Source organism: Dyella choica (assembly GCF_003977665.1).
Taxonomy (GTDB): domain Bacteria; phylum Pseudomonadota; class Gammaproteobacteria; order Xanthomonadales; family Rhodanobacteraceae; genus Dyella_B; species Dyella_B choica.
The window spans coordinates 90,643-104,202 of the sequence record NZ_RYYV01000009.1 but is presented as its reverse complement, the minus strand read 5'-3'; the positions used below and the strand labels follow the sequence as shown (position 1 = coordinate 104,202).

The 13,560-nt window shown below is 62.5% G+C and carries 15 protein-coding genes and 1 tRNA gene; 12 read left to right on the top strand and 4 right to left on the bottom strand.

The features are described from left to right. Positions 1 to 3 precede the first annotated feature (3 nt). On the top strand, positions 4 to 678 hold the full coding sequence (locus tag EKH80_RS13410; protein WP_126685279.1) for a hypothetical protein: 675 nt from the start codon (positions 4 to 6) through the stop codon (positions 676 to 678). Between the two features lie 25 nt (positions 679 to 703). Here the strand turns inward: EKH80_RS13410 and EKH80_RS13405 are convergent, their stop codons facing one another. Then, positions 704 to 1,609 (bottom strand): LysR family transcriptional regulator, encoded by a 906-nt coding sequence (locus tag EKH80_RS13405; RefSeq protein WP_126685278.1) that lies wholly within the window; start codon positions 1,607 to 1,609, stop codon positions 704 to 706. 110 nt (positions 1,610 to 1,719) lie between these two features. Here EKH80_RS13405 and EKH80_RS13400 point away from each other — a divergent pair, with 110 nt between their 5' ends. From EKH80_RS13400 to EKH80_RS13370, 7 genes are all read left to right on the top strand, one after another. Next, positions 1,720 to 2,472: a pirin family protein gene (locus EKH80_RS13400; protein ID WP_126685277.1), complete on the top strand. Its 753-nt coding sequence runs from the start codon at positions 1,720 to 1,722 to the stop codon at positions 2,470 to 2,472. Between the two features lie 72 nt (positions 2,473 to 2,544). Then, entirely contained in the window at positions 2,545 to 3,246 is a 702-nt protein-coding gene (locus EKH80_RS13395; RefSeq protein ID WP_126685276.1) for a hydrolase, read from the top strand. 318 nt (positions 3,247 to 3,564) lie between these two features. Beyond that, entirely contained in the window at positions 3,565 to 4,164 is a 600-nt protein-coding gene (locus tag EKH80_RS13390) for an anthranilate synthase component II (RefSeq protein ID WP_126685275.1), read from the top strand. Further along, on the top strand, positions 4,161 to 5,210 hold the full coding sequence (gene trpD / locus EKH80_RS13385; protein WP_126685274.1) for an anthranilate phosphoribosyltransferase: 1,050 nt from the start codon (positions 4,161 to 4,163) through the stop codon (positions 5,208 to 5,210). The genes EKH80_RS13390 and trpD overlap by 4 nt, the downstream gene beginning before the upstream one ends. A 64-nt stretch (positions 5,211 to 5,274) precedes the next feature. Then, positions 5,275 to 6,069 carry an indole-3-glycerol phosphate synthase TrpC gene (trpC, locus tag EKH80_RS13380; protein ID WP_126685273.1) on the top strand — a complete coding sequence of 265 codons (795 nt, stop codon included), beginning with the start codon at positions 5,275 to 5,277 and terminating at the stop codon, positions 6,067 to 6,069. Between the two features lie 2 nt (positions 6,070 to 6,071). Continuing rightward, entirely contained in the window at positions 6,072 to 6,773 is a 702-nt protein-coding gene (locus EKH80_RS13375; protein ID WP_126685272.1) for a haloacid dehalogenase-like hydrolase, read from the top strand. A 139-nt stretch (positions 6,774 to 6,912) separates the two neighbouring features. Further along, positions 6,913 to 7,863, top strand: a complete 951-nt coding sequence (locus EKH80_RS13370) for a bifunctional helix-turn-helix transcriptional regulator/GNAT family N-acetyltransferase (RefSeq protein WP_126685271.1) — start codon at positions 6,913 to 6,915, stop codon at positions 7,861 to 7,863. A 106-nt stretch (positions 7,864 to 7,969) separates the two neighbouring features. Here the strand turns inward: EKH80_RS13370 and crp are convergent, their stop codons facing one another. Further along, positions 7,970 to 8,707: a cAMP-activated global transcriptional regulator CRP gene (gene crp, locus EKH80_RS13365; RefSeq protein WP_196240392.1), complete on the bottom strand. Its 738-nt coding sequence runs from the start codon at positions 8,705 to 8,707 to the stop codon at positions 7,970 to 7,972. A gap of 386 nt (positions 8,708 to 9,093) precedes the next feature. Between crp and speD the strand changes: the two genes are divergently transcribed. Continuing rightward, the gene (speD, locus tag EKH80_RS13360; RefSeq protein WP_126685269.1) at positions 9,094 to 9,879 is read left to right on the top strand and encodes an adenosylmethionine decarboxylase; all 786 of its coding nucleotides are present in this window, start codon (positions 9,094 to 9,096) and stop codon (positions 9,877 to 9,879) included. Positions 9,880 to 9,929: 50 nt separating this feature from the next. Here speD and coq7 read toward each other — a convergent pair whose 3' ends face one another. Continuing rightward, entirely contained in the window at positions 9,930 to 10,583 is a 654-nt protein-coding gene (gene coq7 / locus EKH80_RS13355) for a 2-polyprenyl-3-methyl-6-methoxy-1,4-benzoquinone monooxygenase (protein WP_425481146.1), read from the bottom strand. Next, on the bottom strand, positions 10,568 to 11,782 hold the full coding sequence (locus tag EKH80_RS13350; RefSeq protein ID WP_126685267.1) for a (Fe-S)-binding protein: 1,215 nt from the start codon (positions 11,780 to 11,782) through the stop codon (positions 10,568 to 10,570). The genes coq7 and EKH80_RS13350 overlap by 16 nt, the downstream gene beginning before the upstream one ends. Before the next feature lie 125 nt (positions 11,783 to 11,907). Between EKH80_RS13350 and rplM the strand changes: the two genes are divergently transcribed. The 3 genes from rplM (at position 11,908) to EKH80_RS13335 (ending at position 12,881) form a co-directional block, all read left to right on the top strand. Continuing rightward, positions 11,908 to 12,336: a 50S ribosomal protein L13 gene (gene rplM / locus EKH80_RS13345; RefSeq protein ID WP_126685266.1), complete on the top strand. Its 429-nt coding sequence runs from the start codon at positions 11,908 to 11,910 to the stop codon at positions 12,334 to 12,336. Positions 12,337 to 12,345: 9 nt separating this feature from the next. Beyond that, positions 12,346 to 12,738 (top strand): 30S ribosomal protein S9, encoded by a 393-nt coding sequence (gene rpsI / locus EKH80_RS13340; RefSeq protein WP_126685265.1) that lies wholly within the window; start codon positions 12,346 to 12,348, stop codon positions 12,736 to 12,738. A gap of 69 nt (positions 12,739 to 12,807) precedes the next feature. Then, positions 12,808 to 12,881: transfer RNA gene (locus EKH80_RS13335), tRNA-Gln, on the top strand. The last annotated feature ends 679 nt before the right edge of the window (positions 12,882 to 13,560 follow it).

Genomic DNA, 13,560 nt, shown 5'->3' with positions numbered 1-13,560 from the left:
GACATGCGCAACTTTCCCCGCGGTTTTAGCTGGCTTACTGTGATGGCTACGCTTATCTGCGCATCGCCATTGTTGGCGCGCGAGTCGCCACGGAATTGGCCGGACACCCCGCTCAGCCGTACGCAGGCGTTGGCCGAACTGCAGACCTTGAACGCGCAGTTGCTGAGCCACCCGAGCGCGACGCTTACGCTGGAGCGTTGGTGCGCCGCGCACCACTTGTCGCCGGACGCAAAGGTGGTTGCCCATCGCGTGCATGGGAATGACAAACCGTTGCCCGATGATGCGCGCACGCTGCTCGGCATTGGTCCGGACGAACCGGTGCGTTACCGCCGGGTGGCCCTGAGCTGCGGTGACGTAGTGCTGTCCGATGCGGACAACTGGTACGTGCCTTCTCGCCTGACCGCCGACATGAACCATCAACTGGATACTTCCGACGTACCGTTCGGCAAAGTCGTCCAGCCGCTGCACTTTCGCCGCCAGACGCTTTCGGCCGAGCTGCTGTGGTCGCCCCTGCCCGAAGGCTGGGACAGCGGCAAGCCCTTGCCGCCCTCAAGTGGCCAGCCGCTGGCCATCCCCGACCACGTGTTGCAGCACCGCGCTGTGCTGTACACCGGTGACAACCAGCCCTTCAGCCTGGTGGTCGAGAGCTATACCTCGCGCGTTCTGGTTAGCCCCTGAGGTCAGGCAGCCTGCATTGCCCAGGCTATATGCCATAGCCACTCGCTTGGAGTTCCTGCTCGATGAACTCAATCCAGGCTCGCGTCTTGCCGGGCAGATGTTTTCTTTGCGAAGTGACGACGTAAACACCATGCGTAGCAGGCAGAAATGTCGGCAGTAGCGATATCAGTTGCCCGGCCTCGATCAGGTCGTCAACGATGAAATGCGGTGTGAGGGTCAGGCCCATCCCAGCCAAAAGCGCATCGCGCAGCATCAGGCTGCTGTCCACTTTCAGGCGGCCATTCACAGGAATGGCCAGCTCGCGGCCATCGACCACGAAGGGCCATGCAACCCGGTCGGAATGGGCATAGAACAAGGCCCGATGGTGAACCAGGTCGGCAGGACTGTTCAGTGCCGGCGCGTGCCTCAGATAGCGTGGCGCAGCCACCAGCACACGTGAAACGGCACCGATTCGCCGAGCATAGAGCGAAGAATCCGGCAGTGCCGAGCTGATGCGCAGCGCGCAGTCGTATCGCTCAGCCACCAGGTCGACGTGCCGGTCGTTGAGCGACAGGTCGAGCGTCAAATGAGGGTAACGCGCCAAAAAATCCGGCACGCGCCGAGACACCCAGCGCAATCCGAAGGAATGTGGCAGCGAAACGCGCAGTTGCCCGTGAGGTTGGGTACCCTGGTCTCTCAGTCGCTCGACGGCCAACTCGGTTTCGTCGAGGATGCGCACGACCGAGTCATAGAGCACCGCTCCGGCCTCGGTCATGGTCAATGTTCTGGTAGTGCGCTGAAACAGCTGCGCGCCCAGGTCCTGCTCAAGGTTCGCGATCAGTTTGCTGACAGCACTGCCGCCGACTCCCAGGCGCTCGCCCGCGCGCTTGAAAGACATCAATTCGGCCAAGGCGCGAAAAGCGCGCAGATGTTGCAGGGAAGGTCCTTCCATTTCATTCCATTTGCGACTTAATCAAGTTCCAGGATCGTACAACTAAGTCCCATTTGGAAGTTTTACAGTGACCTCACCGGCCATGAAGCCGAACAGACGGAAATACTGAAATGGAGTCCTACGAAATTCGCCGCTCGGAGTCGCGCGGCAAGCTGGCGATCGATTGGCTCGAAGCACGCTTCAGTTTCTCCTTCGGAAGTTATCAGGAAGCTTCGCGCACTCAATTCGGTGCGCTGCGCGTCCTCAATGAGGACTGGGTGCAACCGGCAAGCGGCTTCGACATGCATCCGCATCGCGACATGGAAATCTTCATGATTCCGCTCTCGGGAGCCATCGCGCATGCCGATAGCCTGGGCTACAAGGCCGTCATCCAGCCGGGCGAGGTCCTGATGATGCGAGCGGGAGCGGGCATCTACCACAGCCAGATGAATGCTGACGACCAAGCGGTAGACCACCATTTGCAGGTATGGCTCACGCCGCGGCAACGCGATCTTTCGCCGAGCATCAGTATCAAGCGATTCGACCTGTCCGAACGCGAAGGCCGGTGGCAGTTGATTGCGTCCGGACGGAACGAGCACGACAGCCTGCCACTGGATCAGGATGCGGAGCTTTACTTGACCCGCCCGCGGCATGACACCCCGCTAGGCTACGCGCCGACGCCTGAGCGCAGCCTCTATCTGCACGTGGCCAGCGGCCCGGTAGAAGTACGAACGGCTCACGGTGGCACGCCCGAGCGGCTCGAAACGGGTGATGCCATGGCCTGGGCCAGCGCCCAGGCTTTCACGGTCACGGCCATCGGCGAGCAGGGTCAGGAGCTTTTATTGGTCGATCTCCCAGCCGTTCGCTCTCATTCGGCCACGTAGCGGCCCAGCGGGGCATCGCTTCGCACCGCTCCATACCTCTCGTACCCATCTTTTCCCTGTCAAGGAAACATCATGTCACGCTTGTCTTCGGCAATTTTTGCCTTCTCGCTCGCTGTCTCCGGTGCCGCAGCACACGCGGCAACACCCGTGCTGGACCAACTGACACCCGATAACAGCATGGTCATGCTGATCGACATGCAGCCCCAATTCGCCTTTTCGACCCGGTCTACTTCCATCGACTCGCTGCTGAACAACGCCGAAGGACTGACCGAGGCGGCGCAAGCGTTCAAGGTGCCGACTCTCATCACCACCATCACCGCAAAGGGCTTCGGTGGACCGGTGTTCCCGCAAATCCAGGCCGCGGCGCCTAACGTCACGCCGATCGACCGCACGACCATCAATGCGTGGGAGGATCCGCGAGTCGTCGATTACGTGCATGAGGCACGCAAGGCGGGCCGCAAGAAAATCATCATGGCGGGACTGTGGACCGATAACTGTGTCGTGCTGCCAGCCCTTTCGGCGCTCAAAGAAGGGTACGAGGTCTACGTGGTGACGGACGCCAGCGGCGATTACGATGCCGAATCGCACGAACGCGCCGTTCAGCGCCTGGTGCAAGCAGGCGCGGTGCCGATCACTTGGCTGCCCGTCATGCTCGAATGGCAGGCGGATTGGAGCAGGAAGGAAACCGCCGGCAAGGTCGGCGATATCCTCTCCAGGCACGCCGGTTCGACTGGGCTGGGGATCTTCTACAAAAACACCATGCTCAACCGATAAGGGTGGGCGCTAGCGTTCGCCTGGTCGGCGGGCCGGGCGAGCAACGCCAAACGACGCCGGTTCGGCGCATTGCCCCCGGCCGAAAAGTGTCCAAGCTCGGTCGTGCCGGTTTGTCGGCAGCTGCACAAGCTCCTGCGGCCATGCCGGGTCCGTCATCGTTGCTGCGCTGCCGCGATGCGGCCCGCTACAATCATTCTGCGTCGACGTATGGCTCAGGCATTCCACCTGCCCACCGATTTTGTGGCGGACTGGCGACCTCGCCTGCGTGTTGACGAATAAATCAATTAAATCAATGGCGTAGAATGGCGTAGAATCAATATGTTGCTCATGATCGACAACTACGACAGCTTCACCTTCAACCTCGTGCAGTACCTGGGCGAGCTGGGGCAGGAGGTGAAGGTGGTGCGCAACGATGCGTTGGACATCGCCGGCATCCGCGCATTGAAACCCTCGCACATCATGATTTCCCCCGGGCCGGGCACGCCGGACGACGCCGGCATTTCGTTGGCCATCTTGCGTGAGCTGAGCGGGGAGGTGCCGGTGTTCGGCGTCTGCCTGGGGCATCAGGCGATCGGCCAGGCGTTCGGCGGCAAGGTCATTCGCGCCAAGCAGATCATGCACGGCAAGACCTCGCCGGTACGTCATCGGGGCAAGGGTGTGTTTGCCGGCTTGCCGGATCCGTTCGAAGCGACCCGTTACCACTCACTGGTGGTGGAACAGGCCTCGCTGCCGGATTGCCTGGAAATCACCGCCTGGACCGAACACCCGGACGGCTCCATCGACGAGATCATGGGCTTGCGCCACAAGACGCTGGCGGTCGAAGGCGTGCAGTTCCATCCCGAATCGATCCTGACCCAGCACGGGCATGACCTGCTGCGGAATTTCCTTGGGTCTCCGCTGCAAAAGCTCGCCGCATGACGGCGCGCCTCATCACCATTACGCCGCAGGAAGCATTGCAGCGGACGATCGAGCACCGCGAGATCTTTCACGATGAAATGATCGCGCTGATGCGCCAGATCATGAATGGCGAAGTGAGTCCGCTGATGACGGCGGCGATCATCACCGGCCTGCGCGTGAAGAAGGAAACGGTGGGCGAGATCACCGGCGCGGCGCGCGTCATGCGCGAACTGTCGGCGAAGGTGGATGCGCCGCCGCATCCCTATTTCGTGGATATCGTCGGCACCGGCGGCGATGGGGCGTCGAGCTTCAATATTTCTACGGCAGCGATGTTTGTCGCCGCAGCGGCAGGAGCGCGCATTGCCAAGCACGGCGGGCGCAGCGTTTCCTCCAAGTCGGGCAGCGCAGATGTGCTTGAGGCACTCGGTGCGCGCATCGACCTGAAGCCGGCGCAGGTGGCGCAATGCATGGTCGAGACGGACATCGGCTTCATGTACGCGCCCAACCACCATCCGGCCATGAAAGTGGTGGCCCCGGTGCGCAAGGAAATGGGCGTGCGCACGCTGTTCAACATTCTCGGCCCGCTTACCAATCCCGCCGCCGCGCCGAACATCCTGATGGGGGTTTTCCATCCGGACCTGGTCGGCATCCAGGTTCGCGTGTTGCAGGCCTTGGGTGCCCAGCATGCCCTGGTGGTGTGGGGGCGTGACGGCATGGACGAGATTTCGCTGGGCGCCGCCACCCTGGTGGGCGAATTGCGCAACGGCGAGGTGCATGAATACGAAGTGGAACCGGAGGACTTTGGCCTGGCGATGGCCTCCAGCCGCAACCTGCGGGTGGAAAACGCCGAGGAGTCCAAGGCCATGCTGCTGGATGCCCTTCAGAGCCGCCAGGGGGTGCCGCACGACATCGTCTGCCTGAACACCGGGGCCGCCTTATATACCTCCGGGCTGGCCGGCAGCATTGCCGACGGCATCGAGCTGGCTCGGGCCGCCATCGCCAGCGGCGCGGCCCGTGCCAAAATGGACGCGTTCGTGGCGACCACCCAGCGGCTGGCGAATAGTTGATACTAGCCTCGGCCGCGGCCCCGCCGTGTTCTTGAGTTTTTCCACCTGCGCCGATCAGGACCCCATGACCGACATTCTTCAACGCATTCTTGCCCGTAAGGCGGAAGAGCTCGCCGAACGCAGCGCCAGGTTGCCGCTGAAGGAGCTGTGCGCGCGCGTGGCGGACATGCCCGATACGCGCGGTTTCGCCGCGGCGATCGAAGCGAAGATCGCTGCTGGCGACGTGGCGGTGATCGCCGAAGTGAAAAAGGCCAGCCCAAGCAAGGGCGTGATCCGCGCCGAATTCGATCCGGTGGCCATTGCACGCAGCTACGAACTGGGTGGCGCGGCGTGCCTGTCTGTGCTCACCGACAAGGATTTCTTTCAGGGCAGCGAGGATTTCCTGCGGCAGGCGCGCGCGGCATGCTCACTGCCGGTGCTGCGCAAGGATTTCGTGATTGATCCCTACCAGGTGTACGAAGCGCGCGCGATCGGCGCCGACTGCATCCTGCTGATCGTGGCCGCGCTGGGCGATGCGGACCTGCTGGAACTGTCGTTGCTGGCCGCCGAACTGGACCTGGACGTGCTGTGCGAAGTCCACGACGCCGAAGAGCTGGAGCGCGCGCAAGCCGTGCCGGTGCCGCTGATCGGCGTCAACAACCGCAATCTGCGCACCTTCGAAACCTCGCTCGAGATCACGCTCGAGATGCAGCAACTGATGGAATATGACCGCATTCTGGTGGCCGAATCGGGCATCCACTCGCCGCAAGACGTGGCGCGTTTGCGTGAGGCGGGCATCAATGCATTCCTGGTCGGCGAGGCGTTCATGCGCGCGGCCGATCCGGGACAGGAACTGAAGCGGCTGTTCGATACGCACTGATCATGTTTACAGGGGAAAAGATTCACGCGCCGGCGCAAGCCGGCAGCGATGCCGATGCGTCGCGCACAGTGCTGTTCGATTTTGACGGCGTGCTGTTCCAGGGCGATGCTTTCCAGCTGTTCATCCGGCATCGCTATGCCAGCTCGTTGATGTACCGAATGCTGGCGATGTTGTGCATGCCGTGGTGGTTGTTGTGCGGTGTGTTTTCCCAACGGCTCGCGAGCAGGACGCTCATCCACGTGGCGCTATGCGGCCTTGGGACGCAACGCTACCAGGTCGCCGCCGAAGCTTTCGCCGACCAGCTCGTGCGCCAGCCACGCCAGTTCTATCGTGATGGCCTGAGCGTACTGCGCCGGCATCTGGCGGAAGGCGACCAGGTGATCGTCGTCACCGGTTGCGAACGGATCCTGGTCGCACGCCTGCTGAGCCAGCTGGGCCTGCCCGAACTGCGCATCGTTGCCTCGCAGCTCAAGCCCGGCTTGTTCGGTATGCGGGTGCATATGCACAACGTTGGCCGCCGCAAGGTGCAGAACCTGGCCACCCAAGGCGTGACGAACTGGCGGCTGGCCTACAGCGACTCCTTCCAGGACATGCCGATGCTCAAGCAGGCCGCCGAGGCGGTGCTGGTCAATGGCACGCCCAAGCTATGTAAGCGGGTGGAGAAGGCGCTGGGTCGGGCGGTAACCCGGGTGGCCTGGTACTGACTGTCTGGTGGTCATGGCTGTCACTCCCGCGAACCCGGGAATGACGGCCTCATCGGGGAGTTTCGCCCGTCATGGGGCTTGCAGAGGCTGACTAGCAGAGATACGTTAGCGCTTACGTATTTGTTCCGCAGGCACCTTCATGTATTTGGCATCCCTGGGCAAACTGGCGCTCGGTAGCCGTCTGAAAGCTCTCAGTGACCATTTCTATGGCGCCGCCGACGAGGTCTACCAGACCCTCGGCGCGCGCATCGAATCTCGCTGGCTACCGGTACTGCGTTATTTGTGGGATACCGGCCCCAGCTCGGTGACCGAAGTGGCCGCTGCGATCGGCCAGACCCACTCGGCGGTGAGCCAGCTCACCGACAAGCTGGTGCGCGCGGGCATGGTGCGGCGGCGGCGCGATCCGGCTGATGGCCGCCGCTCGGTGTTGGTGCTCACCGACAAGGCGCACGCGTCCCTGGCCGAACTCGGCCCGGTCTGGTGTGCGGTGCGGCGCGGAGTCAGCCGCTCGCTGGAAGAGCATGCCTTGCGGCTGCTCGATGCCATTGAGGCCTGCGAGCGCGCCTTGCAGGAACGTCCGGTGGCCGAGGCCATCCTGGTCGAGCATGCAGTGATCAAGGCAACGCCGCTGCAGATCGTTCCTTACGCGCCCGAATTGCGCGAACACTTCTACCGCTTGAACGCCCAGTGGCTGGAGCGCTACTTCCGCATCGAAGACATCGACCGGGCCGTGCTGAATGATCCGGAGCACTACATCCTGCAGCCGGGCGGGGCGATCTTCTTCGCGCAGCTGGGCGAGGAAATCATCGGCACTTGCGCCTTGCTGCAGGAGTCGCCTGGCGTGTTCGAGCTGACCAAGATGGGCGTGGACGAAACTTTCCGGGGGCTGGGGGCAGGCAAGCGCCTGCTTGAGGCCTGCATCGCCGAATTCCACCGGCGTGATGGCCAGACCCTGTTTCTGGAATCCAACAGCCGCCTCAATACCGCGCTGCGCATGTACGAAAAAGCGGGTTTCGTCTTGCAGCCGTCGGTGCGCCCGGGCTCGCATTACGAGCGGGCGGATGTGTACATGATCTACAAACCGCGCTGATCGTTTTCGGCGACCTGGCTTAGGTCGCCGAAAGGCTTTGTTTTGCCATGCCGTCACTCCCGCGTGCGCGGGAATGACGGCCATCAGGGCCTCGGGAGACAGGCCCTCAGCGAGTGCCGCGCACCACGATAGTCTTGCCCGACACGTCGATCATGCCCTGCTCCTCGAGCTGCTTGAGCACGCGTCCGACCATCTCGCGCGAGCAGCCGACGATGCGGCTGACTTCCTGGCGCGAGATGCGGATCTGCGTGCCGTCGGGATGGCTCATCGCGTCCGGTTCCTGGCACAAGTCCAGCAGCGTGCGGGAGATGCGGTTGGTGACGTCCATGAAAGCCATGCGGCTCACCTGGCGCGAAGTGCGCAGCAGGCGGTGGGTGAGCTGGGCGCCGATGGCGAACAGGATCTTCGGGCATTCGTCACGCAGCGGACCTTCCATCAGCTGGAACAGGCGCTCGTAGCTGATCTCCGCCATCTCGCAGGGGCTGCGGGTGCGCACCATCGATTCGCGCTGCGCCTGCTCCACGAACAGGCCCATCTCGCCGATGAACTGGCCACGGCTGATGTAGGCGAGGATGAGTTCGCGGCCCTGCTCGTCTTCCGTGCAGACGGCCAGCGAGCCTTCGATGACGTAGTAAAGGGTATTGGCGGGGTCGCCCGGACGGATGATCGCGGTCTTGCCCGGGTAGCGGCGACGGTGGCAGAGCCCAAGGAAACGTTCCATGGAAGCTGGGTCGGGCGCGAAGCCTAGCGGAGCCTGTGAACGTTCGAAGGCCTGTTGTAACTGGTATTTCAGTTGCACCACAGAAGTTTTCCCCAAGCTGAGTTGATCTCTAGGGCCGCCCATCCTGCGACCTGGTACGGATCGAAGCGCATCCCTTGCGACTTTCGCATTATGGCAAAGACATGTGAAGCGCAGGGATGTTCTGCGGCACACCGCATAAAGGACGTGAGCATCGGATAAAGCGGCCTCCGCGATCCACCCGATGCCCTGCACCGGACCTCCGTGGCGCCCTGTCACGCCGCACTGCAAAAAATATCGGCCTGGCAGGTTCTGTTTTCAGTCGAATTGCCGCATACTTCGCAGTCTTCCGGACCGCTGGCAGAGCGCTGCCATCGTCCGTACACAAGGGGCGTGCAGGATAAGGGTCCAGCACGCTTTTTCAATCAGCGGGGACCCTTGTAGCTAACCCGCCTCACCTGTCGGCCGTGACCCGGCCATGGAGTGTCGCCGTGGTGAAACCCCTCCCGCGCCTGCGCCTGCAAGGCTTCAACAACCTGACCAAGGCCCTGAGCTTCAATATCTACGATATCTGCTACGCGGTATCGGAAGACCAGCGCCAGCGCTACATCGAGTACATCGACGAGCAGTACGACGCCGATCGTCTCACCCAGATCCTGACCGACGTGGCCGAGATCATCGGCGCGAACATCCTCAACGTGGCCCGCCAGGACTACGACCCGCAGGGTGCCTCCGTGACCATCCTCATCTCCGAGGAGCCGGTGGTGGAGAAGCTCGGCCGCGACACCATTTCGGACGCCGTGGTGGCGCACATGGACAAGAGCCACATCACCGTCCATACCTACCCGGAAACGCATCCGCACAACGGCATTGCCACTTTCCGCGCGGACATCGACGTGGCCACCTGCGGCGTGATTTCCCCGCTGAAGGCCCTGAACTACCTGATCGACAGCTTCGAGTCGGACATCGTGGTGTGCGATTACCGCGTGCGCGGCTTCACCCGCGACGTGAAGGGCAAGAAGCACTTCATCGACCACAAGATCAATTCGGTGCAGGACTACCTGGCGCGCCACATCCGCCAGAAGTACGAGATGTTCGACGTGAACGTGTACCAGGAAAACATCTTCCACACCAAGATGCACATCAAGGACTTCGACCTCGACACCTACCTGTTCGAGGCACATGCGGACGACCTCTCGTTCAAGGAGCGGCAGAAGATCGAGCAGCTGCTGCGCCGGGAGATCGAAGAGCTGTTCCACGGGCGCAACCTGATGTAGCGAAAAACCCGCCGAAAGGCGGGTTTTTTTTGCCCGTCGCCACGGCGACGTTAGATCCGATACGCCACCGTCTTCATCAGCATCGACGATGCATGCATCAGCTGCGGAATCGGAAACGCCAGCTTGATCCCGCCACGCTCCTGCGCATTGCGCGCATGGCGCACCTCATCCTCCTGCATTTGCTTCAACACCGCGCGTGAGCGCTCATCCTGCCCGGGCAGCCGGTCCATATGCTCGGCCAGATGCGCTTCGACCTGCTTCTCGGTTTCCACCACGAAGCCCAGGCTCACCTTGTCGCCCGCCAACGCCGCCAGCGCGCCGATGGCGTAACTGCCGGCGTACCACAGGGGATTGAGCAGGCTGGGTTGGCTTTCCAGTTCATGCAGGCGCTCGGCGCACCAGGCGAGGTGATCGGTTTCCTCAGCGGCGGCCTCGGCGAGGTGCGTGCGGTTCTCTTCCCTGCGTGCCAGGGCGGCTTGCCCGTCATACAGCGCCTGCGCGCAGACTTCGCCGGTATGGTTCACGCGCATCAGGCCGGCAACGTGGCGGCGTTCCTTGTCATCCAGCTCGGCATCGGCAAGGTGGTGCGCCGGGGAAGGGCGGTGCGCTTCCGGCGTGCCGGCCACGGTTTCCAGGGCATGCTCGATGCCGGCGAGCAGGCGGTCGAGCGGAGTAAGCGTGCGTACGTTCATGACGGTATCCATTGCTGTGCAAGCAGGGTCAGCGGGTGCAGCGTGGCCAACCGGGAAGCCTTTTCTTCCAGGCCTGCCGCCAGGTGCAACCGGCAACCAATATTGGACGACAGAAGTCCTTGCACATCCAGCGTTTCGATGTGTGCCAGCACGCTTTCGCGCAATTGCTCAGCTCGTTGCGGAAACTGCAGCACATGGCTGCCGGCGGCGCCGCAACAATAAGGCGGGGCAGGCAGACGCTGCAGCTCCAATTGGGGAATCCGCTGCAGCAGCTTCAGCAGGGCAGCATCGCTGCGCGCCACATTGGCCTGCGTGCACGGCACATGCAGCGCAAGCCGCATCCGCAGCGGGCGAAACGACAAGCTATCGATCTGTTCGACCAGCAGGCTATAGGGATCTTCCACGCGCGCCGTAGGCAGGACTTTGCGCAAAGTGCTCAAGCAGCCCGGCGTCACTGTGACCAGGTAATCGGCCTGTGCTTCCGCCCACGACTGCCGAACACGCTCGGCGGCTGCTTCGGCTGCGCGGGTGGCGCCATCGTGCGCATCCAGCGCCCCGCAACAGAACGCCGGCAGGCGCGCCACGTTATAGCCGGCGGCAGTTAGCAGCGTTTCAGCGGCGCGCTCGGCCTCCGCATCCAGAACGCTGGCCGCGCAACCCGGAAATAGGGCCAACGTCGCTCTTCCCCCTCCCCTGCTTGGCAGGAGAGGGTTGGGGTGGGGGCGTCCGAGCTTGCCGTAAGCGGCAAGGCTTCCGCCATGCTTTACAAAAGCAAGTCCCGCCCGCCAAGCGGCAGGTAGCGCCAGCCCAGGCCAACGCCTGACGCCACTCCAGCGAGCCAGGCGCTGCGCCAGGCGATTGAGCCATGGCCGCTTCACTATCTCCAGTAAAAACCCGGGCCGCCCTGGCGCCGTTCCCAGTAGCCCCCGGGTCTCCACCAGCAATTCCTCATATTTCACCCCCGCCGGACAAACCCGCTCGCAACTCAGGCAGCCCAGGCAGTGATCCAGCGGCTCGCGCAGCTCGGCGCTGGATGAGACCGCACCCCGCGCCAGCGCCGCCGCGATCGCAATCCGCCCACGCGGCGACTCGGCCTCATTGCCGTCCACGGTATAGGTGGGGCAGACGGGCAGGCACAGGCCGCATTGCACGCACTGGTCAGCCAGCACGGCGATCCGGTGGCGGGGGTTCTCAAGAGGCATGTCGTTCATGCTATCATCCGCAGCTCGCAACCCCACCGTGGGCTTGCGCGATGGATGAAAGCTTCGCTATCATCTCGCGCCTTTATTCACCGATTCCGCTTACCGCCCCATCGGCGGCAGACAGGTATTCCGAAATGAAAACGTTCAGCGCCAAGCCGGAAAGCGTCAAGCGCGACTGGTACGTGGTAGATGCCACGGACAAGACGCTCGGTCGCCTCTCGACCGAGATTGCGCGTCGCCTGCGCGGCAAGCACAAGCCCGAGTTCACCCCGCACGTCGATACCGGCGACTACATCGTCGTGATCAACGCCGAGAAGGTGGCCGTTACCGGCGCCAAGCTGGACGACAAGATGTACCACCGCTTCACCGGGTATGTCGGCAACCTCAAGACCACCAGTCTGAAGGATATGCTGGCCACCTATCCCGAGCGAGTCATCGAGATCGCCGTGAAGGGCATGCTGCCGAAGAACCCGCTGGGCCGCGAAATGTACCGCAAGCTCAAGGTGTACGGCGGCGCCGAACATCCGCATACCGCCCAGCAGCCGAAGGCGCTGGAAATCTAAGGAAGCATCATGGCGATTCAGCAGAATTACGGCACCGGCCGCCGCAAGACCTCCGCAGCCCGCGTGTTCCTGCGCAAGGGCAACGGCCAGATCGAAGTGAACGGCAAGAGCCTGGACGAGTTCTTCGGCCGCGAAACCTCGCGCATGATCGTGCGCCAGCCGCTGGAACTGACCCAGAACAGCGACAAGTTCGACATCAAGGTCACCGTCTCCGGCGGCGGCATCACCGGCCAGGCTGGTGCGATCCGTCTAGGCATCGCCCGCGCCCTGATCGAGTACGACGAAAGCCTGAAGTCGCCGCTGCGCAAGGCCGGCTTCGTGACTCGCGACGCCCGTGAGGTCGAGCGTAAGAAGGTCGGTCTGCACAAGGCCCGTCGCGCTACCCAGTTCTCGAAGCGCTAATCCTCGCAAGAGGCAAGCCCTTCACCGTCCGGTGCACGAGGTCAGAGCGCGCCGGCTCGGCACGAGTTTTGGGAGATCGTCTAACGGTAGGACAACGGACTCTGACTCCGTTTATCTAGGTTCGAATCCTAGTCTCCCAGCCAAACACAAAAATGCCCGCCAATGGCGGGCTTTTTTGTGTTTGGCTGGGGGACTTTCCGGACTCCAACCTCGTTCGACAAATTTGTTGGGAACAAATTTGGACAGCGCGCTTGTGCGCTGGCCCTGGAGTGCTTAGCACGGAGGGGTGCACCCCATGGATGGGGTGCGCAATCCTAGTCTCCCAGTCAAAAAACAAAGAGCCCGCCTTTATGGCGGGCTTTTTGTTTTTCGTCGGGAGGGTCAATGAGTCGGGCTCCGTGCGACAAATTTGTCTGGAACAAATTTGTACGGCGCGTAGGGTGAGCCCATGCATAGGGCGAACCACTCCCGTCTCCTATTGAATAAACCGTACGAAGCCTACTATGCGATGCTTCAACGACTATCGGCGCCGCTCATCCCGAAAGGGTCTCTGAACCCCTTTTCCCACATCACACTGCTTGGGCGTACCTATTGCACGGAATCTGAGCCAGATGACCGGTTAACGGCGGGCGATGGAGCTTGCGTTCGAAGATGCGACTTTTCTCGGTATATTGACCGCGGTCGGTGGTGTGGAGAAAGAGCGCTGCTGCACGCAGCATCGGTGCCGGAGTTGCCGGGCTGGCATCAGCTATCGGTGGTCATTACAACCCGAAAGCCCAGCGCATCGCCTTTACGCGGCGTGGGTGTGGACGCGGCGTTTGA